22 protein-coding genes and 1 pseudogene are annotated in these 24,681 nt (G+C 69.6%); 9 read left to right on the forward strand and 14 right to left on the reverse strand.

The features are described from left to right. Positions 1–62: 62 nt before the first annotated feature. A complete protein-coding gene (locus KVT45_RS33035) occupies positions 63–689 on the reverse strand; it encodes a response regulator transcription factor (RefSeq protein WP_308310926.1) in 627 nt (208 codons plus the stop codon). A gap of 211 nt (positions 690–900) precedes the next feature. Between KVT45_RS33035 and KVT45_RS33040 the strand changes: the two genes are divergently transcribed. Then, complete coding sequence (locus KVT45_RS33040) at positions 901–2,232, forward strand: hydrolytic protein (protein ID WP_217552820.1); 1,332 nt, start codon at positions 901–903, stop codon at positions 2,230–2,232. Between the two features lie 9 nt (positions 2,233–2,241). Here the strand turns inward: KVT45_RS33040 and KVT45_RS33045 are convergent, their stop codons facing one another. The 7 genes from KVT45_RS33045 to ppgK form a co-directional block, all read right to left on the reverse strand. Next, entirely contained in the window at positions 2,242–2,613 is a 372-nt protein-coding gene (locus KVT45_RS33045) for a DUF4280 domain-containing protein (protein WP_217552821.1), read from the reverse strand. A 971-nt stretch (positions 2,614–3,584) separates the two neighbouring features. Next, the gene (gene zwf, locus KVT45_RS33050) at positions 3,585–4,994 is read right to left on the reverse strand and encodes a glucose-6-phosphate dehydrogenase (RefSeq protein ID WP_217552822.1); all 1,410 of its coding nucleotides are present in this window, start codon (positions 4,992–4,994) and stop codon (positions 3,585–3,587) included. Positions 4,995–5,042: 48 nt separating this feature from the next. Then, complete coding sequence (gene pgl / locus KVT45_RS33055) at positions 5,043–5,738, reverse strand: 6-phosphogluconolactonase (protein ID WP_217552823.1); 696 nt, start codon at positions 5,736–5,738, stop codon at positions 5,043–5,045. A 5-nt stretch (positions 5,739–5,743) separates the two neighbouring features. Continuing rightward, positions 5,744–6,757, reverse strand: coding sequence for a phosphogluconate dehydrogenase (NAD(+)-dependent, decarboxylating) (gnd, locus tag KVT45_RS33060; protein WP_217552863.1), 1,014 nt, complete (start codon positions 6,755–6,757; stop codon positions 5,744–5,746). A 28-nt stretch (positions 6,758–6,785) separates the two neighbouring features. Next, positions 6,786–7,088 (reverse strand): hypothetical protein, encoded by a 303-nt coding sequence (locus KVT45_RS33065; protein ID WP_217552864.1) that lies wholly within the window; start codon positions 7,086–7,088, stop codon positions 6,786–6,788. Positions 7,089–7,106: 18 nt separating this feature from the next. Then, positions 7,107–9,173 carry a transketolase gene (tkt, locus tag KVT45_RS33070; protein WP_254647684.1) on the reverse strand — a complete coding sequence of 689 codons (2,067 nt, stop codon included), beginning with the start codon at positions 9,171–9,173 and terminating at the stop codon, positions 7,107–7,109. A 51-nt stretch (positions 9,174–9,224) separates the two neighbouring features. Next, positions 9,225–9,998: a polyphosphate--glucose phosphotransferase gene (ppgK, locus tag KVT45_RS33075; RefSeq protein WP_308310927.1), complete on the reverse strand. Its 774-nt coding sequence runs from the start codon at positions 9,996–9,998 to the stop codon at positions 9,225–9,227. 305 nt (positions 9,999–10,303) lie between these two features. Here ppgK and KVT45_RS33080 point away from each other — a divergent pair, with 305 nt between their 5' ends. The 6 genes and pseudogenes from KVT45_RS33080 (at position 10,304) to KVT45_RS33105 (ending at position 17,320) form a co-directional block, all read left to right on the forward strand. Next, complete coding sequence (locus KVT45_RS33080) at positions 10,304–11,107, forward strand: Cof-type HAD-IIB family hydrolase (protein WP_217552825.1); 804 nt, start codon at positions 10,304–10,306, stop codon at positions 11,105–11,107. 434 nt (positions 11,108–11,541) lie between these two features. Further along, entirely contained in the window at positions 11,542–12,906 is a 1,365-nt protein-coding gene (locus KVT45_RS33085) for a glutamate decarboxylase (RefSeq protein ID WP_217552826.1), read from the forward strand. A 982-nt stretch (positions 12,907–13,888) separates the two neighbouring features. Next, a pseudogene (locus KVT45_RS33090) lies at positions 13,889–14,443 on the forward strand (glycoside hydrolase family 15 protein); the annotation flags it as partial. 3 nt (positions 14,444–14,446) lie between these two features. Beyond that, positions 14,447–14,923, forward strand: coding sequence for a hypothetical protein (locus tag KVT45_RS33095; RefSeq protein WP_254647685.1), 477 nt, complete (start codon positions 14,447–14,449; stop codon positions 14,921–14,923). Between the two features lie 5 nt (positions 14,924–14,928). Further along, a complete protein-coding gene (locus KVT45_RS33100) occupies positions 14,929–15,588 on the forward strand; it encodes a hypothetical protein (RefSeq protein ID WP_217552827.1) in 660 nt (219 codons plus the stop codon). 631 nt (positions 15,589–16,219) lie between these two features. Further along, positions 16,220–17,320, forward strand: coding sequence for a pentapeptide repeat-containing protein (locus tag KVT45_RS33105; RefSeq protein ID WP_254647686.1), 1,101 nt, complete (start codon positions 16,220–16,222; stop codon positions 17,318–17,320). Between the two features lie 601 nt (positions 17,321–17,921). Here KVT45_RS33105 and KVT45_RS33110 read toward each other — a convergent pair. Further along, positions 17,922–18,164: a hypothetical protein gene (locus KVT45_RS33110; protein WP_217552828.1), complete on the reverse strand. Its 243-nt coding sequence runs from the start codon at positions 18,162–18,164 to the stop codon at positions 17,922–17,924. A gap of 350 nt (positions 18,165–18,514) precedes the next feature. Between KVT45_RS33110 and KVT45_RS33115 the strand changes: the two genes are divergently transcribed. After that, entirely contained in the window at positions 18,515–19,210 is a 696-nt protein-coding gene (locus KVT45_RS33115; RefSeq protein WP_217552829.1) for a DUF998 domain-containing protein, read from the forward strand. On the opposite strand, the gene KVT45_RS33120 is transcribed toward KVT45_RS33115, so the two are convergent. The 5 genes from KVT45_RS33120 to KVT45_RS33140 form a co-directional block, all read right to left on the reverse strand. Further along, positions 19,186–19,857, reverse strand: a complete 672-nt coding sequence (locus KVT45_RS33120; protein ID WP_217552830.1) for a response regulator transcription factor — start codon at positions 19,855–19,857, stop codon at positions 19,186–19,188. The genes KVT45_RS33115 and KVT45_RS33120 overlap by 25 nt on opposite strands. Next, positions 19,827–21,176, reverse strand: coding sequence for a sensor domain-containing protein (locus tag KVT45_RS33125; RefSeq protein WP_308310928.1), 1,350 nt, complete (start codon positions 21,174–21,176; stop codon positions 19,827–19,829). The genes KVT45_RS33120 and KVT45_RS33125 overlap by 31 nt, the downstream gene beginning before the upstream one ends. A 106-nt stretch (positions 21,177–21,282) precedes the next feature. Beyond that, a complete protein-coding gene (locus KVT45_RS33130) occupies positions 21,283–21,426 on the reverse strand; it encodes a hypothetical protein (RefSeq protein WP_217552831.1) in 144 nt (47 codons plus the stop codon). A 37-nt stretch (positions 21,427–21,463) separates the two neighbouring features. Then, entirely contained in the window at positions 21,464–22,120 is a 657-nt protein-coding gene (locus tag KVT45_RS33135; protein WP_217552832.1) for a response regulator transcription factor, read from the reverse strand. Between the two features lie 41 nt (positions 22,121–22,161). Further along, on the reverse strand, positions 22,162–23,880 hold the full coding sequence (locus tag KVT45_RS33140) for a sensor histidine kinase (RefSeq protein ID WP_254647713.1): 1,719 nt from the start codon (positions 23,878–23,880) through the stop codon (positions 22,162–22,164). Positions 23,881–24,001: 121 nt separating this feature from the next. On the opposite strand from KVT45_RS33140, the gene KVT45_RS33145 reads away from it, so the two are divergent. Beyond that, positions 24,002–24,667 (forward strand): response regulator transcription factor, encoded by a 666-nt coding sequence (locus KVT45_RS33145; RefSeq protein ID WP_217552833.1) that lies wholly within the window; start codon positions 24,002–24,004, stop codon positions 24,665–24,667. The last annotated feature ends 14 nt before the right edge of the window (positions 24,668–24,681 follow it).

Below are 24,681 nucleotides of genomic sequence, written 5' to 3' on the forward strand. Positions count from 1 at the left end.
CGGAGGCAGCCCGCTTCGGCCCCTTCGGGCAGGCGCGGCGGGACGAGCCCGGCCCGCGGGCGTCAGAGCAAGCCCTCCCGCAGGGCGTACGCCACCGCGTGGGAGCGGTTTCGCAACTGCAACCGGCTGGTGATGTTGTACAGCACGTTCTTGACCGTCCGCTCCGAGTACGACAGCTGGGCGGCGATCTCGTGCGTGGCACGCCCCTCCGCAACCAGCCTGAGGATCTCGATCTCGCGGGCGTCCAGAGCCGAGAACGGCGCGCCGCGTGTGTCGGCGAGCTGCCGCTGGAGACGGCTCGTCTGGTTGAGCAGCCGCCCCAGCAGGTCCGGGGGCAACGTACCCTCGCCCCGCGTGGCGGCGATGATCGCCTGGGTGAGGCGGGTCGCGGTCGCCTCACCCCGCCGTACCAGCCCTACGACGCCGCACTCGACGGCTGCCGCCAGGCCGGAATCCGCCATCCGCGACACCACCAGGACCACCCCGGCCGAGGGCCTGCGTCGGCGCAGGGCGCGCAGCCCTGTCACCGTGTCGGGATCCATGCTCTCGGCCACCACCAGGTGGACTGCCGCCTGCGACTCCTGGTCCGTATCCAGCACCCGGAGCTCAGGGCACATCCGCAGCTGGCCGACGACACCGGACAGCGAGATCGGATCCTCGGCATGAACGAGGACGGCGACACGTTCCACGATGCTCCTCACAAACGATGGGCGGCTGCGGCGCAGGGCTGTGCCGGGCACGCCAGTTCGTGGACCGGGCCGCCCGCAGCCGGGGGACGCCCATTGTCCGAAGGAGACTTTCCATCCACCTAACAAGGACCTAACGACCAGGCCAGAGTGCCTCGGAGGCTTCCCCTTCCGCCCGTGTGCACGGCGCACGCCCTGCCTACATTCGGCCCCCATGACCGTCACTACCCACCTGGACCCGCCCTCCGTCTCCGTAGCACCGGGCGGCGAGCAGCAGGTCACCGTACGGATCCGCAACGAGGGCGACATCGTCGAGTCCTACCGGCTGGAGGTCGTCGGCGACGCCTCGGGCTGGTCCGAGGTCGAGCCACAGGCCCTTTCACTTCTCCCCGGCGACAGCGGTACCGCACGGCTCACCCTCCGTCCGCCGCGTTCCCACGACCTCCACGCGGGCCTGCTGCCCTACGCCGTGCGGGTACAGCCGTCGGAGCGGGCGGACGGCACAGTGGTGCCCGAAGGAACCATCGACGTCCTGACGTTCGACGAGCTGGAGACGCAACTCCTGCCGAGAACGGTGAGCGGGCGGCTGCGGGCCCGCTCCCAGGTCGAGATCCGGAACCGGGGCAACAGCCAGGCGAAGGTCCGGCTCACGGCCGAGGATCCCGCCGAGCGGCTGGGGATCGCCCTGAAGCCCGCCGCGGTCGACCTGGAGCCCGGTGAGCTGCGCTATGTCTCCCTGACCGTCCGCTCCCGTCGGCGTATGTGGCGCGGAAAGGTCAAAGCCCATCCGTTCGAGGTCCGGCTGACCGCCGACGAGGGTCCGGACGGCCGTCCCACGGTGCTCGCCGGCACGTACGAGCAGCTCCCCGTCGTCCCGGGCTGGGCATACGTACTGGCCGCCGGAGCGGCGGCAGCGGCGGCACTGTGGTTCGCGGCCGTCAGGCCGGCTGTCACCTCCGCCGCACGCCAGTCGGTCGCCGCCGCGGTCAAGCAGGCCGTGCAGCAGGCCGTCAGCCCGACGGCCGCGCCCGCCGGAGCGTCGGCCCAGCCGGCCGGTGGCAGCAGCCCGTCGGCCGGCCCGCAGAGCGGAGGGACGGCCGGGGCCAAGGCGGGCGCGGCCGGGGGTTCCGCCGGCGCAACCGGCTCGGCGGGCGCCGTGGGGGTCCCGAACGGACAGTATTCCAAGACGCTCAGCATCAGCGTGACCAAAGGAGACCAGCGCGATGCCACCTTCACGGTCCCGTCCAACCGCTTCCTGCTGCTCACGGACATCGTCGCGTACGCACCACAGGGAGACGAGGGAACGCTCACGGTGAGCATCGACGGCCAGCAGGTCCTCTCGCTGGCGCTGGAGAACTTCCGGGACCACGACAGCCCGTGGGTGACACCCATCCAGGCACCGCCGAAGAGCCAGATCGTGCTGTCCGTGGCGTGCCGCAAACCGGGTACGCCGGCCGACGCCTCGGCCGCTCCGGCGTGCGCGGAGTCGCTGGTCGTCAGCGGCACCTCGGTCACACCGCCCGCCCCCACCAGTACGTCACACTGACCGGCCGGGCTACCCCGCGACCTCGGTGCCGGTCTGGCCGGGCGAGACGATCTCGATCACACCCTTCCACTGGCACCTGCACTTCGAGGAGTTCGTCAGCGCCGCCTTTCCACCGATCAGCACCGTAGCCGATACGGGCGTCCAGGGCTGTTGTACCGCGGGCAGGCACGGTACGGGCACCTTCGCCAGCTTGACGAGCGGGTTGTCGGTACTCGTGCACATGCCGAGCGGCGGGATGTTCGCCATGGGCGCGCAGTCCGCGACGGTGGCGATCGGCAGAGGACCCACCAGGGCCGGGGCCGCGGGAACGATCAGGGGAAACGGCCCGCCCAGCCCCAAGGAGCACTTCAGTTCCGCTCCCGCCACAACCAGTTCGCCCATGGTGCACGCCCTCCGAGATCCGACTGCGCTTCGCGGGCGGAACCCGGTCCCGGTCCACCGCGCCCGACCGCACGGTCCGACCGCGGAGTCAGGGAATACGACGACAATCTCCCGGCCCGCCGGTGCGGCGAAGGAGGTTGGGGGCAGTCCCAAGGGCACAGCGGCACAGTCCCATCGGGCGGTTGGCGGCGATCCCGGAGGACGACCCGGGCGGAGACCTCTGCCGGCTCGCCGGACAGCCGAGACCACGCCCGGCGGTCGGCACGCGTCCACGTCTTCGCTGACGGATCGTCAACTCACCTGCCGGTTCAGGAAGAACGACAGCTCGTCGTCCCCACGGCACCGGGATCGGTACCCGATGACGCGTCGCCCGCCCACCCGTACGGCTGCCCGTGCCACGCTGCCGTTGTCCGCCGTACCGGAGCCACAAGAACACTCGTCCCCTCACCGTGCTCGTCGACGACCTGGCTGCCCGTTGCTGTGCCTCATTGAGACTCCGCGTACCAGGAAGCGGGCCCGTAGATCTGTCAGGCGCGTCGTGAACGTCGCGTGCTGTGGACTGACGAGGGAGCGGATGTGCGCGCGAACGAGCAACAACCGCAGGACAGTTCGTTCCTTCCGGTGGCATCCTGGGTCTGACCTGCACTGCTACTGAGAAATGTGCACCAGTTATGCACTGGGCGCGGGGCAGGGTGCCGGTGCGTCCCTTGGAGTCATCCTCACGGAATGTGCGGTCCCGCACGTGGTGCAGGAGGTTCTCGATGCCCCGGTGGCCTCTGATCCAGGTGGCGAGTTCGGTGCAGGTGGCATCGAAGGCGCTCTGGCTGGTGATCAGGTGGATGCGCTCGATGGTCGGGCGGCAGCTTGGGAGCTCAGTTGCTCCAGCGCGGCGAGGATGGGCGATGGCGGTGGTTGACCCACCATCTCCAGGGGCGCAACCGGCGGTTCACCGGGTCCGGGGTATGGCTGTGTCAGTCGGGAGATCTCGCCGGCAGCCATGGTTCGTGCCATCTCGAATATCCGGCGACGAGCTTGCTCGCGCCCGCCGGTCCCCAGGTCCCCTGCCCGTAGTGTTCGGGGTCGCCGGGCGCCTCCAGCAGTGGCTGGACGATTCGCCACGTCTCCTCCACCGAGTCCTCCCGGGTGAACAGGCTCGCGTTGCCTTGCATCGCATCACTGAGCAGGCGCTCGTACGGTTCGGGTGCCTCACCCAGCTCGGCCGCGAAGAGGAGGTCGAGGTCCACCAGCTGCGTGTCCTGCTTGCCCGGCTGCTTGGCCTGGATGCGGAAGTTCATGCCAGGGCTCGGATCGATCCGCAGGATCCACTGGTCGGGCTCGGGCGCGAACCGCTCAGCGAACGCAAGCCGCGGCGGGCGCTTGAACACGATCCGGATCTCGGTCACTCGCTCGGGGAGCGACTTGCCGGCGCGGATGAAGAACGGCACCCCGGACCAGCGCCAGTTCTCGACCTCCAGCCGCAACCCGACGAAGGTCTCGGTGCGCGAATGCGGCCGCACGCCGGGGACCTGCAGGTACCCCTCGTACTGCCCGCGGACGTAGTGGGCCGGGTCGGCGTCGGGGATCGCCCGGAACACATCAACCCGGCGGTCTCGGAGCGCGTCCGCATCGGCGGCTGATGGCGGCTCGGACGCCACCAGGGCGAGCAGCTGCAGCAGATGGTTCTGCACGACGTCGCGGAGCGCGCCGACCGGGTCGTAGAAGTGGCCACGGTCCTCGACCCCGAAGTCCTCGGCCATGGTGATCTGCACGCAGGAGACGTGGTCGCGGTTCCACACCGGCTCGAACACGGAGTTGGCGAACCGCAGGAACAGGATGTCCATCGCCGGCTCTTTGCCGAGGAAGTGGTCGATCCTCAGCAGCTGATCCTCGTCGAGGAGCTGACGCAGCTCGGCGTTGAGGGCGCGCGCCGACACGAGGTCATGCCCGAACGGTTTCTCCACGACAACCCGGGCGCCCTTGGTCAGCCCGGCGCCTGCCAGGCCCCCGACCACCCGGGCGAACAGCGACGGCGGGATCTCCAGGTAGAAGACGGGGCGCCGCCTGCCGTTGACCGCCCGGGCGAGGCGATGGAACGTCTCCTCGTCGGCGTAATCGCCCTGCACATAGCTGAGTCGGGCGGCGAACCGGGCAAAGACGCTGTCGTCGAGCGGCTCGCCCGTTGCCTTGATCGCCACGCGGGCGTGGTCACGCAGCGCGTCGTCGGACCAGTCGTCGCGCGCCACTCCGACGATCGGGCAGGTCAGCAGCTTGCGCCGCTCAAGCCGGTAGAGCGAGCGAAACGTCATCTTTCGCGCGAGGTCGCCAGTGATCCCGAAAATGACCAGCACGTCTGCGGGAACGTTCGACGAGTTCAGAGCCATCTGATCCCCCTTACGGGGCCGGCACGGCGATAGGGTCGGGCGTCAAGGTCATGCCGGCGACTGGGCACGGGCGCGCGGAGGGCCCTGGTCGGCGGCCGCCGCGTCCGCGAGGACGAGCGACGCTGCCGCCTCGACCCGGCCGGCGGGAATCGACCGGTCTCCCGCAACGAGCCTTGAGAGCGGTTCGCGCTTGTCCGACCCGGTGATGAGCCAGAGCACCTGCTGGGCGCGGGCGAGCGCAGGATAGGTGAGTGTCATGCGCTGGTGGCCCATGTAGGGCGCCGTCAGGGCCACCAGCCGGTCCGAGACTTCGAGCACCGGGTCCCGTGGCACCAGCGAGGCGGTGTGCCCGTCCGGGCCGAGGCCCAGGTGAACGAGGTCGAAACGCTCGGGCAGTGACCGCCCGTAGGCGGCGGCCGCCGCGTCAAGGTCGGCGTCGTTCACGGGCATCGCGATGACCTCGGCAGGGGCCGCACCGAGGCTCTCCCGCAGGTGGGTGAGGTTGCGGTCCGGGTCGCCGTGGGGCGCGACCCGCTCGTCGACCTGGAACACCGCCACCTGCTCCCAGGGGACCTGCTCATGTGCGAGCCGCGCGAACATCGCCCAGGGCGTGTGCCCCCCGCTGACGGCGAACGTGAATCGGCCGTGGGCTTGCACGCAGGCCCGGGCCAGCCGCGCCACGAACGCCGCCGCGGTGCCGGCGACCGCGTCGGGGTCGGCGACGACTTGGAGTTCGTGATGCACAGCCCTCAGCCCTTCTTTTCGGCGTGCCCGCCGAACTCCGAGCGCATCGCCGAGAGGATCTTGTCGGTGAACTCCCCGGCCTGCCTGGACTCGAAGCGCTCGTAGAGCGAGGTGGTGATGACCGGTATCGGGACGCCTTCGTCCACCGCGGCGAGGACGGTCCAACGGCCTTCCCCGGAGTCGGAGACCCGCCCGGCGAAGCCGTCGAGGGAGGGCGAGCCGGCGAAGGCGTCGGCGATCAGGTCGACCAGCCACGAGCCGACGACCGAGCCGCGCCGCCAGACCTCGGCCACCTCGCCGACGTCGATGTCGTACTGGTAGGCCCAGGGATCGCGCAGCGGCGTCGTCTCCGCGTCGACCTCTTGCCGGCCTTTGCCGGCGTCCGCGCGCTTGATGATGCTGAGGCCCTCGGCGATCGCGGCCATCATCCCGTACTCGACCCCGTTGTGGACCATCTTCACGAAGTGCCCGGCGCCGTTCGGACCGCAGTGCAGATACCCGAGCGGGGCGGTGCCGTCGGTCCGGGTCCGGCTCGGGGTCGGCTCGGCGCTGCCCTCGCCGGGAGCGATCGTCTTGAAGATCGGGTCGAGATGGGCCACGACCTCGTCCTCGCCGCCGATCATCAGGCAGTAGCCGCGCTCCAGCCCCCAGACCCCACCGCTGGTCCCGCAGTCGACGTAGTGCAGCGACTTGCCGGCAAGACGCTTGGCGCGTGTGATGTCGTCGCGGTAGTAGGAATTGCCGCCGTCGATGAGGATGTCGCCGGGCTCCAGCAGCGGCTCGAGCTGGTCGAGGATGGAGTCGACGATCGCAGCCGGAAGCATGAGCCACAGGGCCCGTGGCTTGTCCAGTTTCGCGACGAAGTCCCGGAGTGAGTCTGAGCCCGTCGCGCCTTCGCCGGCCAGTTCGGCGACGGCGGCCGCGTTGACGTCGGACACGACGCATTGGTGGCCGTCTCGCATCAGCCGACGCACCAGGTTCGCCCCCATCCGGCCGAGCCCGATCATCCCGAGCTGCATGGGCTTGTCTGTCGCCATGTGGTGCCTCCTAGTCCTTGAGCGTGCGGTAGTGCCGGATCAGCGCGTTCGTGGACGAGTCGTGGCCGAGCTCAGGCGCGGTCGCGCTCTCGAGCTCCGGGATGATCGCGACAGCAAGCACCTTGCCGAGCTCGACGCCCCACTGGTCGAAGGAGTCGATCCCCCAGATGCCCTCCATCACCCGGTGCGGTGCCACGTCCTGAGCCGTCCCCTCGGCGCGCACCTCGTCCTCGGTCTTGCCGAAGCCGAGCGCCTGGGCCTGGGCGAAGACGTTTGACGAGAGGATGTCGTGGTGCCTGCCGAGAGGGTTGATGGAGCGCCTGGGTTACGTTCACGCCCGCTCCCTACCGGCGGCCACGCACTCGCGGGCAACCTGGGTGACCTTCTCGGGAGTGAAACCGAATTTGGTCAGCAGCATCTTGAGCGGCGCCGATGCCCCGAAGGTGTGCATGCCGACGACCGCGCCGCCGTCGCCGACGTAACGGTCCCAGCCGAGGGTCGCCGCCTGCTCGATGGCGACCCGGGCCCTGACCCCGGGCGGGATGACCGAGTCGCGGTATTCCTTGGGCTGGCGGTCGAACAGTTCCCAGCAGGGCATGCTGACCACGCGAGCCGCGAGGCCCTCGGCGGCGAGCTCGTCACGGGCCGCGAGCGCGAGTTGCACCTCCGACCCCGTGGCGAGCAGGATGACGTCGGGCTTGCCGTCCACCGCGTCGACCAGAACATAGGCTCCCCTGGCCACCCCGGATGCGGCCCCCATCTCGGAGCGGTCGAGGGTGGGCAGTGCCTGACGGGAAAGGACCAGCACCGCCGGCTCGTGCCTGAGCGCGGCGACGACCCGCCAGGTCTCGACGACCTCGTTCGCGTCGCCCGGGCGGAACACCAGCAGCCCCGGCATCGCGCGCAGCGACGCGAGCTGCTCGACCGGCTGGTGGGTGGGGCCGTCCTCGCCGACCCCGATCGAGTCGTGGGTGAAGATGTGCACGACCGGGATCTCCATCAGCGCTGAAAGCCGGATCGCGCCGCGTGCGTAGTCCGAGAAGATCAGGAACCCCGACCAGTACGGGCGCAGCTTGGTCAGCGCCATCCCGTTCGTGATCGCGGTGGCGGCGTGCTCGCGGATCCCGAAGTGCAGGTTGCGCCCCGAGCGGTCATCGGCCTGGAAGTCGCCGGCGCCGGAGAACGTGAGGTTGGTCTTGGTCGACGGCGAAAGGTCCGCCGACCCGCCAAGCACCCACGGCACGGCTTGGGCAAGCGCGTTGAGCACCTGGCCGCTGGAGTCACGGCCGGCGATGCCCTTGGGGTCGGCCGGGAAGGTCGGCAGCGCCGACTCCCAGCCCTCCGGCAGGTCACGCCGCTGGATGCGCTCCAGCTCGTCGGCGAGGTCGGGATGGGTGGTTCGGTAGGCCTCGAATCGAGCCTCCCAGCTCGTCCGGGCTTCGCGACCGCGCGCGCCGACGCCTGCGGCGAAGTGCTCGTAGACGCCGTCGGGAACGAAGAAGTCCTTGTCCTCCGGCATCCCGAGGAATCGCTTGGTCGACTTGACGCCCTCCACGCCGAACGGCGCTCCGTGCGCCTTCGGGGTGTCCTCGACCGGTGACCCGTAGCCGATGTGGCTGTGCACCACGATGAGCGTCGGGCGCTCATTCTCGGACTTGAAGTTGTGCAGCGCGCGGGCCACGGCGTCGAGGTCGTTGGCGTCGGCCACGGTGGTGACGTTCCAGCCGTAGCCGATGAACCGGGCCGCCACATCCTCGGTGAACGCGATGTCGGTGTGGCCCTCGATCGTCACCCGGTTCGAGTCGTAGATCCAGCAAAGGTTGGACAGCCGCTGGTGGGCCGCGAGCGAGGCAGCCTCCGAGGAGATCCCCTCCATCATGCAGCCGTCGCCGGCCATCGCGTACACGTCGAAGTCGAAGACGGTGAAGTCGTCGCGGTTGTACCGGGCGGCGAGCCACTGCCCGCCGATCGCCATCCCGACCGAGGTCGCAACGCCCTGGCCGAGCGGGCCGGTCGTGGTCTCCACGCCGCTGGTCCACCGGTACTCCGGGTGCCCGGGGCAGCGCGAGCCGAGCTGGCGGAACGTCCTGAGGTCGTCGAGGGCCACGGCGGGTCGGCCGAGGACCTCGTAGTCGGGGTTGACAGCCTGCACGCCGGCGAGGTGGAGCAGCGACCAGAGCAACGCGGAGGCGTGCCCTTCCGACAGCACGAAGCGGTCGCGGTTGGGCCAGATCGGGTCGGCCGGGTCGAAGCGCAGGAAGCGTTGCCAGAGCGTGTACGCGACCGGAGCGATTCCCATCGGTGTCCCCGGATGGCCGGAGTCGGCCGCCTGGATGGCGTCCATGCACAGAGTGCGGATCGTGTTGACGGAAAGTGTTTCCAGGTCGTTGCCGCTCAATGCGAGCCTCCCTGAAGGTGCTGCCCCTGCGCTCATATCGAGCGCGGCAGACTAGGTTTGAGCTTTCCCGGCCGGGGCGATGAGCGCCGCGCCGACAATGCCCGCATCGTTCAACAGCTGCGCCGGCACGATCTCGGTTCTGAGCTCGATGTGCGGCAGGAACTTGTCGGCCTTCTTGCTGACGCCGCCACCGATGACGATCAGGTCGGGCCACAGCAGCCGCTGGACGAGCTCGAGATACGTCTCCAGACGGTGCGCCCATTTCTTCCAGGACAGGTCGTCGTGCTCGCGTACCGACTCCGCGGCCCAGTCCTCGGCATCCCCGTGGTGCAGCGGCAGGTGCCCCAGCTCGCTGTTGGGCACCAGGAACCCGTCGGAGAAGACGGCGCTGCCGATACCGGTGCCGAGTGTCACCATCACGACGACGCCCTTGCGTCCCTTGCCGACGCCGAAGCGCATCTCGGCGATCCCGGCCGCGTCGGCGTCGTTCACTACCTTCACGTCGCGGCCGGTCGCTCGTGCGAAGAGCTGGGCCGCGTCCGTCTCCATCCAGGCCGGGTCGATATTGGCCGTCGTCTGGACTTTGCCGCCCCGGATGACTGCCGGGAGCGTCAGCCCGACCGGTCCTGGGACGCCGATCTGGGAGAGCACCTGCACGACCACGTCCGCGACTGCCTCCGGGGTCGCCGGTTGCGGGGTCGGGATCCGGATCCGCTCACCGATGAGGCTGCCGAGCTCAAGGTCGACCGATGCTCCCTTGATACCGGTCCCGCCGATGTCGACCCCCAGTACGTGGGCCGTCTTGTCCTGGCTTGCCTGCGCCACTGCCCGCTCCCCTCAGGGGCCGGCCCAAAATGTGTTGTTTGAATTTTGGACGTCAGGCCCCGTAAGAGCTTCGCCATATAGTCCTTAACACTCGCACATATCCCTTATATTCACCACTTCGCTCTGACAGGGTTATATCGAAGCCCAAGGGGTACATCCAAAATTTGCGCGCCCTCAAGGGCATTGGTCTTTCCCTCTGTTCGGAAACCAAGCCGACCGGGAACCCCTCCCACAGGTCCCCCGCATCCATGAGCCGCTGCCTCTCCCCACCCGGACCGGCCGCGCCCGGAGCTTACGGAGGCGTGATGCCAACCTGCCCGATCCGCCTGCTTCTTGCCGACGTCGACGGCACTCTGGTCACGAGCGACAAGGTCCTCACCGACCGCGCCGTCCGTGCGGTCCACAAGCTCTACGACGCCGGCGTCCTCTTCGCGGTGACCAGCGGGAGACCGCCCCGCGGCATGTCCATGATCATCGAGCCCTTGGCGCTGGTCAACGAACTCGCCGCCTTCAACGGTGGTCTCATCGTCAACCCGGATATGACCGTTGTCGAGCAGCAGGTCATTCCCGAGGAGGTGGTGGCCCCGGTCGTCGCGCTGATGGAGTCGTTCGGCCTAGGCGTCTGGATCTACCGGGGTGCCGACTGGTACGTCCGCGACGTGAAGGGGCCGCACGTGGACCGCGAGAGCTGGACGGTGCAGTTCGCGCCCACGCTCGTGCCCGGCTTCGACGGGCTCGAGCAGGGCGTCGCCAAGGTCGTCGGGGTCAGCGATGACCACCAGGTCGTCGAGGCGGCCGCGGTCGCAGCTCGCGCGCAGTTCGGCGAGCATGTCTCGGCCGCGCGCTCGCAGCCCTACTACCTCGATGTGACCCATCCGCAGGCCAACAAGGGGGGTGTCGTCAAGTACTGGTCCGCCAAGCTCCGGATTTCCCCCGAACAGATCGCCACGATCGGCGACATGCCCAACGACGTACTGATGTTCGCCCACTCGGGACTGTCCATCGCGATGGGCAACGCCAGTCACGAGGTCCAGCGCGCGGCGAGGCGGGTCACAACGAGCAACGAGGAGGAGGGCTTCGCGAACGCGGTCGAGCAGTTCATCCTATGACCCGCGTCACCGCATGCCCGGGCCTGGCGCCCTGAGCCTGAGACCTGCCTGGTCAAGGGGGAGGACCGTGAGCGTCCAGCATGAGAGGCAACGTGCCGCCGAGGCTGCGGCCGAGCTGACAGAGGACGGCATGACCGTCGGTCTCGGCACCGGCTCGACCATCGCCCACCTCCTGCGCCGGCTCGCCGCGGTCTGTCACCGCGGTGTGTCGCGACGCCGCCGCGGACCGAGGGAGGCAGCCCTGATACTCGATCTGCGGGTCTGCGGGTCGAACCGTTCGGCAGCACCGACCGCTTCGACGTCCGGGATGGGAGTTGGGCGGGTCGGTGTGTGTGGGGGCAGACGAGCCGACGAACTTCGGAGGCTGGTCGGTGCCTGCCCTATCTCGGCGTGTCCCTCGCCGAGGCAGGCACCGGCGCTGTTTGAATCGTCATATGACCAAGGGTGACGATGCGGCTCTTTTCGGCAACCGATTCTTGACCGTGCCCGCTCCCTCGGAGACCTTCCCCGAGGAAGGCATGGCTGCGACGGACGCAATGAGGCTGCTGGATGTGGACCTCGCCATGGAGGGTGACCCGCAGCGTAACCTCGCCACGTTCGTCACCACGTGGATGGAGCCGGAGGCGCAACGGATCATCGCCGAGAATCTCCACCGCAATTTCATCGACCATGCGGAGTACCCGATTTCCGCCGAGATCGAGCAGCGTTGCGTGCGCATGCTCGCCGGACTCTTCAACGCGCCGGGCAGGACAACCGGATGTCGGACCCAGGGCTCGTCCGAGGCGATCATGCTCGGGGCGCTGTCGCTGAAGTGGAAGTGGCGGGAGCGCCGCCGGGCGGCCAATCTGCCGGCCGACCGACCCAACTTGGTCTTCGGCGGGGACGTCCACGTCGTGTGGGAGAAGTTCTGCCGCTACTTCGACGTCGAGCCGCGGATCGTGCCGCTTGCCGAGGGCAAGTACACGATCGGCCCGGAGGACGTGGAGCCTCACCTCGACGGGAACACGATCGGTGTCGTCGCCGTCCTCGGTACCACGTTCACCGGCCACAAGGACGACGTCGTCGGGATCGACAAGCTCCTGCGGGACGTCCGCAAGGAGCGGGACCTCGACATCCCGATCCACGTTGACGGAGCCAGCGGCGCATTCGTGTGGCCCTTCCTCTACCCGGACTCGAAATGGGACTTCCGGCTCGAGCAGGTCCGTTCGATCAACGTCTCGGGACACAAGTACGGCCTGGTCTACCCCGGCATCGGCTGGCTGGTCTTCCGCGAGGAGTCCGACCTGCCCATGGACCTCGTGTTCCACGAGAACTACTTGGGCAAGACCGACGCGACGTTCACGCTGAACTTCTCTACCGGCGCGTCGATGGTGCTCGCGCAGTACTACAACTTCGTCCGGCTCGGTCGCCAGGGCTACACCTACGTCATGAAGATGTTGCAGGAGAACGCCCACGTGCTGGCGGACAACCTGCGTAGCAGCGGCCGCTTCGAAGTAATCGGGAGCGACCTCGAGCAGTTGCCGCTCGTCGCTTTCCGCCTCGCCGGCAAGCACGCCTACGACGAGTCCGACGTCGCCTGGCAACTCTCGGCCGAGCGCGGCTGGATGGTGCCGGCGTACACGCTCCCGCCCAACGCGGAACGGGTGAAGATCATGCGTGCCCTGGTCAAGGAGACCCTGAGCCGCGAGCAGATCGATCGCCTGAGCCAGGACATCACCGACGCGTGTCGCACGTTGGACGACAAGGGTGCGACCCATCAGATCGAGCGGGCCCAGGTCAAGCGCGGCACCGGCTACTGACGCACCTCTGCCTCCGGTCGCACACACCTCCCGGCTCTGAGGGCATCTCAACCGCGAACCTGCCTCGGGTAGATCTGCTGCGTGTGCCAGATATGTACCAGATCGAACGGTCTGCCCGAACCAAGGGCACCACGCCCGGGCCTCGTCCTCCGGCTGTGGGACGCGCACAAGGACCTGCGGAGCGAGAAGTATCTGGTCCTGGTCCCTCTCGCCTGACCGGCCCCGGGTGCGGTGGCCGGGCGTACCCGTCCGCCCTACCGTGAACAGGGGGGTGGGCGTGTCTCTGTACCGAATCGACGAGGAGGCCACGGGTGCCCCTTCGCGGTGGGCCGGAATGGCTGCGGGCCCGTGATCCGGGCCTGCGGGCGGTGCGTCGTTCGGCGCGGGTGACGCTGGTGGCCTGCACGGGGTTCTACGCGGCGCGCTACGGCCTGGGAAACCATGTCGCAGCGGTCTACGCGCTGTTCGGCGCCATCGCCACCGGCGGAATGTCCTTCGTCCCGGGCACGCCGCGTGACCGCGCCCGCACGCTGCTGGCGGTGCTGCCGGTCGCGGCCGCGCTGGTCACCCTGGGCACCGTGCTCGGAGCGCACTCGTGGACGGCGGCCCTCGGGATGCTCGGGGTGGGCTTCCTGGTTTCGTACGCGGGGGTGGGCGCGCCCCGACTGGGCGGGCTGGCAGGCGGCCTCCAGGCGCTCTACATCCTGGCGTGCTTTCCGCCGTACGCCCCCGCGACGCTGGGGGCGCGCCTGGCCGGGCTGGCGACCGGGATCGTGCTGATGGCTGCAGCGGAGATGTGGCTCATGCCGGCTCCCCCGCCGGGGCGTTACGCGGACCGGCTGGCGCGCGCCGCAGCGGTGGCATCCCGGACGCTGCGGGCGCTCGCGGCGGAGTCGCGGTCACCGCCGTTCGACAGCCCGGAGCGGCTGATGACGGCGGCGCAGGAGCTGCGGCTGAGCCGGGTACCGGACGACGAGCGCCCGACATCGGCGTGCGCCTGGCCGAGTCGTTCCGCAGGCCCGCCGACATGGAGCGGTGGCGCACGGCGAGAGACACCGTATTCGAGCAGGTCATGGCACGAGGGTGGAGCGAGAAGGAGCGCGCCTTCGTCCAGCACTACGACGGCGACGTCCTGGACGCCTCGCTGCTGCTCATGCCCAGGGTCGGGTTCATCGCCCCGAAGGACCCGGCGTGGCTCTCCACGCTCGACGCGACGGAACGCAAGCTCGTCTCGGACAGCCTCGTCTACCGCTACGACCCGGCGGCATCGCCGGACGGGCTGCGCGGCTCGGAGGGCACCTTCAGCCTGTGCACCTTCCTCTACGTCGACGCGCTGGCACGGGCGGGGCGGCTGGCCCGGGCCCGCTACACCTTCGAGAAGATGCAGACCTACGCCAACCACGTCGGGCTGTTCGCCGAGGAGATCGGTCCGAGCGGGGAGCAACTGGGCAACTTCCCCCAGGCGTTCACCCATCTCTCCCTGATCATGGCCGCCATGACTCTCGACAAGGCTCTCGACGCGGAGACCGGGCGCTGACTCATGGCCACGCATGCCCGTCCGTCCGGACCGCCACCGCTGACGGCGACCGAGTTCGACGCGCTGTACCGGCGCCTGCTCTCGCGCGCTGCCTGGGCCTCGGAGGACCGGGGTGCTCTGGACGCGCTCACTCCTGACCGCGTGGTGGCTGCCACCCAGGAGGTGCGGACCGGCCGGACGGTGACGCTCGCCGCGCCGGTGGAGACGGTGCCCGGCCCGGACAATCCGGAGCCCGCGAGGCACCGGATCAGCGGGCAGCCTGAGGAAGACGCCTCGGGCGGGCTCCACTTCGCGAGGGACAGCTTCGCGATGAACGTGCACGGCGACGCCGACAGCCACATCGACGCCCTCTGTCGAGTTCGCCCGGTTCATCGGCCTGCCGCTGCCGTCCCGCTACAACCAGGTCGAGGTCACCAACAAGGTCTGCGACCTGCTCTGCACCCTCGGTTGGAGCACGCACTGCAAAGCCGCGGACAATGATCGACATGGCAGCCACATCTCCCGCATCCCGCCTGGTCACGGCGGCGGCCCGTGAGGCCCTCCAGCCCCTCGGCCTCCAGCAGCGCGGAAGGTCACGCACTTGGATCGACGACCACGGATGGTGGCTGGGCATCGTCGAGTTCCAGCCCGGCCGGAATGACGGCAGTTATCTGAACGTCGGCGTGATGTGGTTGTGGCAGGACAGAGACCATCTGGCATTCGATGTCGGCGGTCGTGAGCCCGGATTCGAGCGGTTCGTGAACCCCGCCCAGTTCGCCCTCGACGCAGAGAACCTCGCGCAACGAGCCGCCGGCCTGGCGCTGGAACACCGGGCCAGGTTCATCGACTTGGCCTCCACCACCGACTTCCTGACATCGCAGAAGCCTCGCCCCGGCTACTTCTGGGACAACCACCACGCCGGGATCGCTGCCGGACTGACCGGTGAGACCGCTGTCGCGCGGCAACGCTTCGACCGGGTCCTGGCCGAGGACGCCCTCGCGCCCTGGATGGTCCAAGCTCAGGAGTCCGCCCGGCAACTGCACGGCCTGGCAGAAGACCCCGAAACCTTCGAGGCATGGGCGACGTCGGCCACCACCTCCTGCAGGCAGCAACTCAAGCTCCAGACGTGGGAAGCGGCAGCGACCAACGGCAGCTACTGGAGCTGATCAATGCACCGAAACTGCCATGCTGCGTGAGAAACCCGCCGGTGACGTCTCGGCCAAGCTGACGCACCACAGCTCAAAGCCCCCATACCCGCCATGATCGATGAGAGACCCGATCCCTCCAGATCCGACCCCCGAACTCAAGGCCGTCCGTCCTCGACCCAAGTCTCACCCGGACCTGACACCTCGCAGGTCAGGGCGCATCCAGCTGACGTGCTCAATGCGACGGGACAATGACCTTCCGTGTGCTGGGCCCGACGCTGGTGGCGATCAGCAAGACCCGGGCGGGTTCCTGGACCCGCGCCACTAGCCCGACGGACTCGCGGGATCCGCATCAGGGAGTCACCCAGCATGCGTTAGTTGTGCAAACGGCGAGCGGGTCGCCCTCCGGTGGGCTCACAGTGGGTTCATGACAACGGGGGGCACACCACGGCCGGGGGCGCGGCGTGCGCAACTCCAGCGCATCGCCGGGCGGAGGAGGCCACCGCGGAGCGCGCCGGTCGCCTCCCCACTCGGAGCCCGGCAGCGCGGCCAGCGCGCAGGGGCCACTGGGCGGCCCCGTACGCTCATCGGGTCGGTCGCCGCCGGTGATCCGCATCCCGGTGCGGCGCACAGCGGTGCCGCACCCGAGCGCATGAACTGGTGGGTCCGTCTGGAACGCTCCCTCGGCCTGCTCGCCACGATGGCGACTCTCGCCGTTGCCGCCTTCGCATGGGTGTCGATCAAACAGGTAGGCCATGAGCAGGCCATCACCCAGGAGGGACAGATAACCGACCGCTATAACGTGGCCGTCGGCAACCTCGGCGCCGACTCCGAGGACGTGCGCCTGGGTGGCATCTACGCCCTGCAGCGCATCATGCAGGACTCCCCACGCGATCAGCACACCGTGATCGACATCCTCTCCGCCTACATTCGCGCGCACGCGCCGAAACCGAAGAAGGGCGCTCCCGTCCCGGGGCGTCTGACCAGGGACGCGGCGGCAGCCCTCTCGGTGCTGTGTGTCAGGGACGGCCAGCATGACGGTACGGCCGTCGTAGACCTTGAGGGAACGTATCTCCCCCACGTCGACCTCAGCGGTGCCGACCTGCGCGGCGCGAATCTGAGCCATACCGACCTGCGGGACGCGACCCTCAACCATGCGGACCTGAGCGGCGCCGATCTGAGTCAAGCCCGGCTGAGCGATATAGGGGCCGATCATTTGGTCATGCGCCGAGCGAATCTGTTCCGTGCGGTCCTGCGGAATGTCAGCGTGAGCCAGGTGGACTTGAGTGACGCGTCGCTCATGGCCGCGGACCTGCGGGACGCCTACCTGGATGGTGCGGACCTGCGCCGAGCCAACCTGCTGGGAACGGATCTTCGCGGCGCGTTCCTGCCCGACGCGGACCTGCGGCAAGCCGAGGTCTTCGGGGATCTTCGAGGCGCCTACCTGGGGGGTGCGGACCTGCGCAACGCGTCCATGAACAAGGCAGACCTGCGCGATGCGACGCTGGGCTCCGCCGACCTCAGCGGAGCCGATACCACCGAAGCCGATCTGCGAGGTGCTGATCTGACCCGCGCCTCGATGGGAGGGCTCACCACCGATATTCCGGACAGGATCACCAAAATCACCGTGCAGCAGCTGCTGTTCGCGAGAATCGACGCGGCCACCCGGTTGCCGGCCAGGCTCGCCTCAGACCCACGCGTGAAGAAGGCGATGGCAGGTCCAACACAGGCCCACCCTTCTGCACATGGGTGACGACTTTTCCTGTCCGACCTCGCTCGCGGCCGAGGCGATGAGGCTGCCCTCCCGTCCCGCCGGGTCACGGCCGGGGCGTCAGCCCAGTCCTCGTCCGCCGCCGTCGTGATGACCTCGTCGGCACCGGCGAGCGCCGAGGACGGCGGCAACAGGCTGTTGGGGTTGCAGGCGGAGGTTTGGACGGCGGTTGCCTGTCCGGCGTTCAGCAGGGTGACGGACACGCCGAGGGGACCGAGAAGGACGGCGGCCTCGTGGACGCGGCGTAGCAGCCGTGTCTCGGCCGCGCGTCGTGCGGCGGCTCCGGTCGTGACGGTGGGAATGCGGGGCCGTACGGGCTCCAGCAGGACGAGTAGGACTTGGCGGCACAGGAGATCTCGGCCGAGAGCGAGCTTGTCGAGGAAGTAGGCGTGTTCGCGGGCGGCGGCCTCCAGAGCCGGGTGGGACAGAGACACAGCCCGCGGCCTCAACTCGCCGATCTGCGCGGACGGGTCCAGGTATTCGGCACGTACGAGGATCTGGACGGGGGAGGTGAGGGAGTGCAGGTACCGGCCGAATCCGGCGACGAGGGCGTCTTGTTCGGCAGAGGTACGCAGAGCGAAGTTCACGGTGCCGTCCGCTCCGAGATCGATGACACCAGCCTCGTCCACGCCCTCGGCAGGGAGGCCGGAACGACAGCATCACCGGACTGGTGGCCAGTGGCTTGTCGGGCGAGCCGGCCAGGCGTCGCAAGGATGCCCTCCGGGGCGGCGACCTGGAGCCGGGGTGTCCTGCGCTGGAGCAACGCGGCGACCAGCAACCGGTCCAGCGACACTCCGTCGGCGGGAATCCGCACGGGCTGTGTCATGGCGAGTCACCTGTCGGGGGGCCAGCGCCCCGGCGTCGGGGCGGGGTGCGTCAGCCACGGCCCAGTCCTCGCCCGCGTACAGCGGTGTGCCCGTCGCGAGCTCCTCGTCGTCCTCGAAGGTCAGACCTTCGATGTCACCCCCGCCCTCGCCGGCCGCCGGGCAGCTGCCACGCGCCCCGGCACGGGCCGCGCCAGTCGCAGTGAACGTATCGCGGCGAACCGCAACGGCACCGTGAGTGCACCCAGGCACACCACCAACACCACCGACGGTGCTCTCTACCACGGTATGGCTGGCCCCACCTGAGATTGGTTGGCCGCCGTGATGACCGTGCCGAGGTGCCGATGGTTCGATGACCGTCATGGTCATCCATCACCGAATTCCTGATTCCACGGTCACCCGAATCGGAGCCGTCTCCTGGATCGTTGGCGCAGGAATTTTCGTTCTCGGAAATATCATCGCCCAGCTGGCCTGGAATACCCCGTACAGTCTGCGCAACAACAACATCAGCGACCTGGGGAACGTGTCCTGCGGGAACACCGACCCCGTCGACAATCCACCCGTCCGCTATATATGTTCTCCCGCGCATACGCTGTTCAACGGCGCGATCGTCGTGGCCGCACTGCTCGTCCTCCTCGGTGTCCTGCTCACTGCGCAGGCCTGGGGAAGAGGGCGGGCCTCGGTGACCGCGCGGGTGTTGATCGGCATCGGCGCCTGCGGGTATCTGCTCGCCGCGTTGTGGCCGGCTGACGTCGATCTCAATATGCATGTACTCGGTGCGCTGTTCATCATGGTCGGGGGGAACATCGGGCTGCTCGTCGCCGGAGTGGCTTTCGGGCGTGGACCGCTGAGGGCCCTCAAGGTGCCGACTCTGGTCATCGGGACGCTCGCGTTCGCCGGGACGATCGTGCACTTCGGCGACAACTATTTCGGTCTCGGAATGGGCGGTGCGGAGCGCATAGCGGTTTTCTCCCTGCAGGTCTGGCTGGCGATGACCGCCACCGTCATCCTTCGCGGTGTCGCTCAGCGAGCCGAATTCCGGAGATAGGCGAGCACCGCCAGGACCCTGCGGTGGGTGCTCTCGGTCGGCGGCAGGTCGAGTTTGCCGAAGATGCTGCCGACGTGTTTGCCGACCGTGGCCTCGGAGACCACCAGGGTCCGGGCGATCGCGGCGTTCGAGCAACCCTCGGCGATGAGACCGAGCACCTCGCGTTCGCGTGCCGACAGGCTCGACAGCGGGTCGCGCTGCCGCTGCAGCAGCTGCCGCACGACCTGCGGATCGACCACCGTTGCGCCCGCCGCCACGCTGCGCAGCGTGGCGGCGAACTCCTCCACATCGACCACACGGTCCTTCAGGAGGTAGCCCACGCCCCGGCCGTCCGCCGAATCGAGCAGGTCGGAGGCGTAGCTGAGCTCGACGTACTGGCTCAGGGCGACCACGGCCGTGCCGGGGCGGGTACGCCGCAGTTCGACGGCCGCGCGCAGCCCTTCGTCGGTGAAACCCGGCGGCATCCGGATGTCGGTCACCACCAGATCCGGCTCGTGCTCCGCGCCGGCCGCCCGGAGCCCCTCCGCGTCGCCGACCGTCGCCACGACCTCGAAACCGAACCTGCCGAGCAGACTGGCCAGGCCTTCCCGGAGCAGCAGCCCGTCCTCGGCCAGGACTACCCGGATCGCAGATCGTTCTGGCTGCACGGAAGCTCCACACGTAGCAGGGTCGGTCCGCCGTCCGGACTGGACAGCAGTATTCTGCCGTCGACCACCGCCAGCCGGTCCGCGAGGCCGGTCAGGCCCGTGCCCCGCACCGGGTCGGCGCCGCCGATGCCGTCGTCGAGGACCTCGACCGCCAGCGTCCGCCCTTCTCGCCGGACCGTGATCGAGGCGGCGGTGGCCCGGCTGTGCTTGGCGATGTTCGTCAGTGCCTCGGTGGCGACGAAGTACGCAGTCGTCTCCACGTGTTGGGGCAGCCGGTCCGTCACGTCCGTCAGCTCTGTGCGTACGGTGACCGGGATCGCGGACCGGTCGGCGAGCTCGCCGAGCGCCGCCGTCAGCCCCCGGTCGGTCAGCACTCTGGGGTGGATGCCGCGGATCAGCTCCCGCAGCTCGCCCATGAGCTGCTTGGCCTGCTCATGGGCGTCGGTCACGTTCTGGTACGCCTGGGTCCCCGGCGCGATGTCCAGACGCGCCAGACCGAGCCGCAGCGTCAGGCTGACGAGCCGTTCCTGGGTGCCGTCGTGCAGGTCGCGTTCGATGCGGCGCCGCTCGGCCTCGAACGCGTCCACGAGCCGCGCCCGTGACCGTGCCACCTCCACCAGCTCGGCCCGCAGCCGGTGCTCGTCCCCGTCGCCGAGGAGGGCCCGCGCCACCGCGCCGTGCGCACCGGCGAGCAGGGCCAGGAGATACGGCACGGCGGGAAGCATCACCACCCCCGCCAGCGCGTACCACAGGGCGTCGCCGACAGTGCCGGCACTGCCGAACCCGAGCGCCACCGGAGTGTCGTCATGGACCAGCAGCGGGGCGGCGATGAACCCGGCCACCAAGAACGCGACGCCGAACACCACCAGGTACGCCACCGGGCCGACCGTGACGAAGAGGACGGCATAGGCGACCTCGCGCCAGGTCGCCGCCTCGCGGCAGCGGGTCCGGACCCACGGCCAAGGACCGGGCCGCGGCGGCACCCGGTGGCCCGAGCGCACCGGGCGCGTGTCCACCAGAGCCAGCCTCCTGCGTTCCGCGACCGCCAGCGGCATCGCCGCCAGCGGAGCGCCGACGGCGATCAGCACGCCCCCGCCCAACACCGAGGCGAGCATGCCGCCTGGTGGGACATGGACTCCGTGGACGACCTGCGACCAGGCCATGAGCCACGGCAGCGCCAGCGCCCCGATCACCACACCGGCCGACAGCATCAGCGGCACCGACGCCAGCAGGTATCCCAGCGCACGCCACGGCCAAGCGCCCAGGAGGAACCGGCGCCCCTGCATCGACTCCCACACGGTCTGCGGATTCCCGGGCACGGGAACAACGCTAACCGCCCGCAGCGCACCGACCCTGCCGGCCAGGCCCCGTCTTCGGGGTATGCCTGGCCATACCCCGATCGGACGGGACACGAGAGCCCGGCGGTCAGCTTCTGGTCAGGATCCGCGTCCTGTCCGGGTCCTGCGTCTCCGGCGGGTTCTCGCCGGCCGAGTACAGGTAGTCGGAGTACATCCGCCCGGTGGGCTGCCGTACCGGCCGGGTGTCGGCGGTGGCGGGGACGGTATTCACGGTCCGGCCTCCGGGATGAACCCCGAGCGCCGGTGGGTCAGTCGGGCCCTAGCCCCGCGTCCCGCGCCAGCAGCGCCGCCTGGACCCTGTTCTCGCACCCCAGCTTCGTCAGGATGCGGCTGACGTACGTCTTCACTGTCGCCTCGCTCACATGGATCCGGGCGCCCGCGTCGGCGTTCGACAGCCCCTCACCGAGCAGCGCGAGCACCTCCAACTCCCTTGTGCTCAGGGCTTCCAGGCGCCGTCGGGCCTCCTCGCCGCGCTCTGCCGCCCTGCTGGAGGCGAGCGAGTCGACCACGTGCCGGGTGGCGGCGGGCGAGAGATACGCGTCCCCGGCCGCCGCCGCCCGTACCGCCTGGATCAGCTCGGCCGGTGCCGAGTCCTTCAGCAGGAATCCGGCGCCGCCCTCGCTCAGCGCGCGCAGTACGTTCGCCCGCTCGCCGAACGTCGTCAGGATCAGGGCCCGCACGGCCGGTGCCGCCCGGCGCAGTTCGGCCAGCGCGGACAGACCGTCCAGTACGGGCATCTGGATGTCGAGCAGGGCCACGTCGACGGCGTGCGCGCGGACCAGCTCGACCGCCGCGCGGCCGTCGGCCGCCTCCGCGACGACGTCGATGTCGTCGGCGGAGGTGAGGATCATCCTGATGCCCGCCCGGATGAGCGGTTCGTCGTCCGCGACGAGAACCCTGATCACAGCTCTCCTGCAAGGTGGTCGTGGCTACGACGTGCTCATGGCTACGACGTGCTCATGAAGGTCCGCTTCTCGATCAGTCTGCCGTCCCGGAAGCAGAAGCGGTAGGCGGGTGCCTTGCCTCCCTCGTCCGGCCAGTCCCCGCTCGACAGGTAGGACGAGCACGTCGCTCCGCGCGGTACCGGGGGAGAACCGTGGTCGCTGTCCAGAGCCCTGGCCAGGAAGGACCTGCCGTGCGGCAGCTTGTCCCGTACGGCCGCCTCGGTGTCGCCGACCCGCACCGAGGCGTAGACCGACGGATCGAGCATGAGCTTGTCGGCCTCATCGCCCACCAGTTTGACGATGAACACGACGGCCAGCCCCCCGAGCACCACGAAGGCCAGCAGCGCGCCACCGCATCCGATCCAGAGGCCCTTCTTCCTGCTTCCCATGGCGATGTCGAACTCCTTCTGCCTGTCCGGCGGACCGGACCAGTCGATGAGGTCGCCACCGTCTCCGGGCACCTGCCCTCCGCTCTGCCCCCGGAAGTCGTCCGCCGTGTCGACGAAGGTCGCCATCTCCCGCCCCGGATAGGGCAGGACGCCCGCGATCCGGAACCCGCCGTCGGCCGTGGCCCCCGCGTGCACCAGGCCGCCGATCAGCCGGGCCCGTTCCTGCAGCCCGGTCAGGCCCTGCCCGCCGCTGACCACGGTCTGCCCCGCGTCCTCGGCCGGCGCGGGCACCGGTCCGTTGGCGACCTCGACCACCAGGGAATCCGGCTCGTAGCGCAGCGCCACGGTGACCGGGGCTCCCGGGGCGTGCTTGAGGGCGTTGGTGAGGGCCTCCTGCACGATCCGGTACGCCGCGTGGTCGGCGGCGGGGGCCAGCGGCCGTGCCTCGCCCGTGCACCGGAGCTCCACGACCGCCCGCGTGCCCCGCGCCGCCGCCACCAGGGCGTCGATCCCCGCGGCGCCCCGGGTGACGGTCTCCGGTGCGTCCTCGCGCTCCCGCGCCCGGTCCGGGGTGCCGTCATGCAGGATGCCGACGGCCTCGCGCAGTTCGTGCATCGCGGTCACGGACGCCTTCCGCAGCACGCCGACCACCTCGCGCTGGCCGTCCGTCAGGCCCCGGTCCACCTCCAGCGCGCCCGTGTGGACGGCGATCAGCGCCAGTTGGTGGCCCAGGCTGTCGTGCATGTCCTGCGCTATCCGCTGCCGCTCCCGCAGGCGCGCGTGGGACGCGATGATCTCGCGTTCCCGCAGCAGCTGGGCGTTCTGCTCGTGCAGCGCGCGCAGCAGCCTGTGCCGCTGGGCGCGATAGCGACTGGCCAGACCGGGTACGACCACCGCCGCCAGGAATCCGAGCGTGGCGAACAACAGCGTCTGCGGCGCGGACAGCGGGAACGCCGCCTGCTGGACGGAGAGTCCCGCGTAGAGGACGTACGAAACCGCGAACAGCGTGAGCGCCCGCCGCGGCGCCTCGATCCTGGACCCCGCCGACCAGCTCACGACCATCAGCAACAGCCAGAAGGCGCCGAGCACGCCCGCGAGCGCCGCGGTGAACACCAGCACGCTCCCCGGGAACGCCCGCCGCAGCAGCACAGCCACCACGACGGCCACCGCCACGGCGACCGCCCGCGGCACGCTCCCGTCCGGCAGGTTCACGGCCGTGAACAGGGCCAGCACGAGGGCCAGCACCGTCTCGCCGACGATCCGCCGCCGGGGCCACATACCCGCCGCGCCCAGGTGTTTCCGGATGTCCTCCCGGACATCGAGGGCCTTCATCGTCACATCCACGCGCCCACGGTAGGCACCCCCGCCCGGGCACACAGCATCCGTTCGTCGCACCGGCCCGCGACGAAAGTCGCGCACTCGGGCGACACAGGCACCGTCTAAGCTCCGGGCCATGCGCGTTCTGGTCCTGGAGGACGATCCCGAGCTGGGCCCTGTCGTCGCCGCTCGGCTGCGTGGCGAGGGCTTCGCGGTGGATCTGGCGGGGACTCTGGCCGAGGCGGATCTCAAGCTCGCCGTCAATCGCTACGACTGTGTCGTGGCCGACCGCTCGGTGCCGGACGGCGACTCGCTCACGCTGCTCGCCGCACACCGGAGTACCGGATCGGCGATGCCCTTTCTGCTGCTGACGGCGCTGGACGCGGTGGACGAGCGGGTGGCCGGCTTCGAGCACGGCGCGGACGACTACCTGGTCAAACCGTTCGCCTTCGCCGAACTGGCCGTACGGGTAAGGGCATTGTGCCGCCGGGAACGGCCCGCGCGGCCGCCGGTCCTGCGGGCGGGCGACCTGGAGGTCGATCTGCCACGGCGCAGGGTGTCCAGGGCCGGGGTGCTGCTGAGCCTGTCGGCCAAGGAGTTCGCAGTGCTTGAGGTGCTGATGCTGCGCGCGGGCGAGGTCGTGACGCGCACCGAGCTGATCGAGAGCTGCTGGGACGAGGCGAGCGAGCCGATGTCCAATGTGGTGGACGTCCTCATCGGCCAGTTGCGCCGCCGGCTCGGCCCGCCCGATCCGATCCGGACGGTGCGCGGTGTCGGCTACTACCTGGGCGGCGAGGCGTGAGGCGTCGTACCACG

The organism is Streptomyces sp. GbtcB6 (assembly GCF_019091475.1).
In the GTDB taxonomy this organism is placed as follows: domain Bacteria; phylum Actinomycetota; class Actinomycetes; order Streptomycetales; family Streptomycetaceae; genus Streptomyces; species Streptomyces hyaluromycini.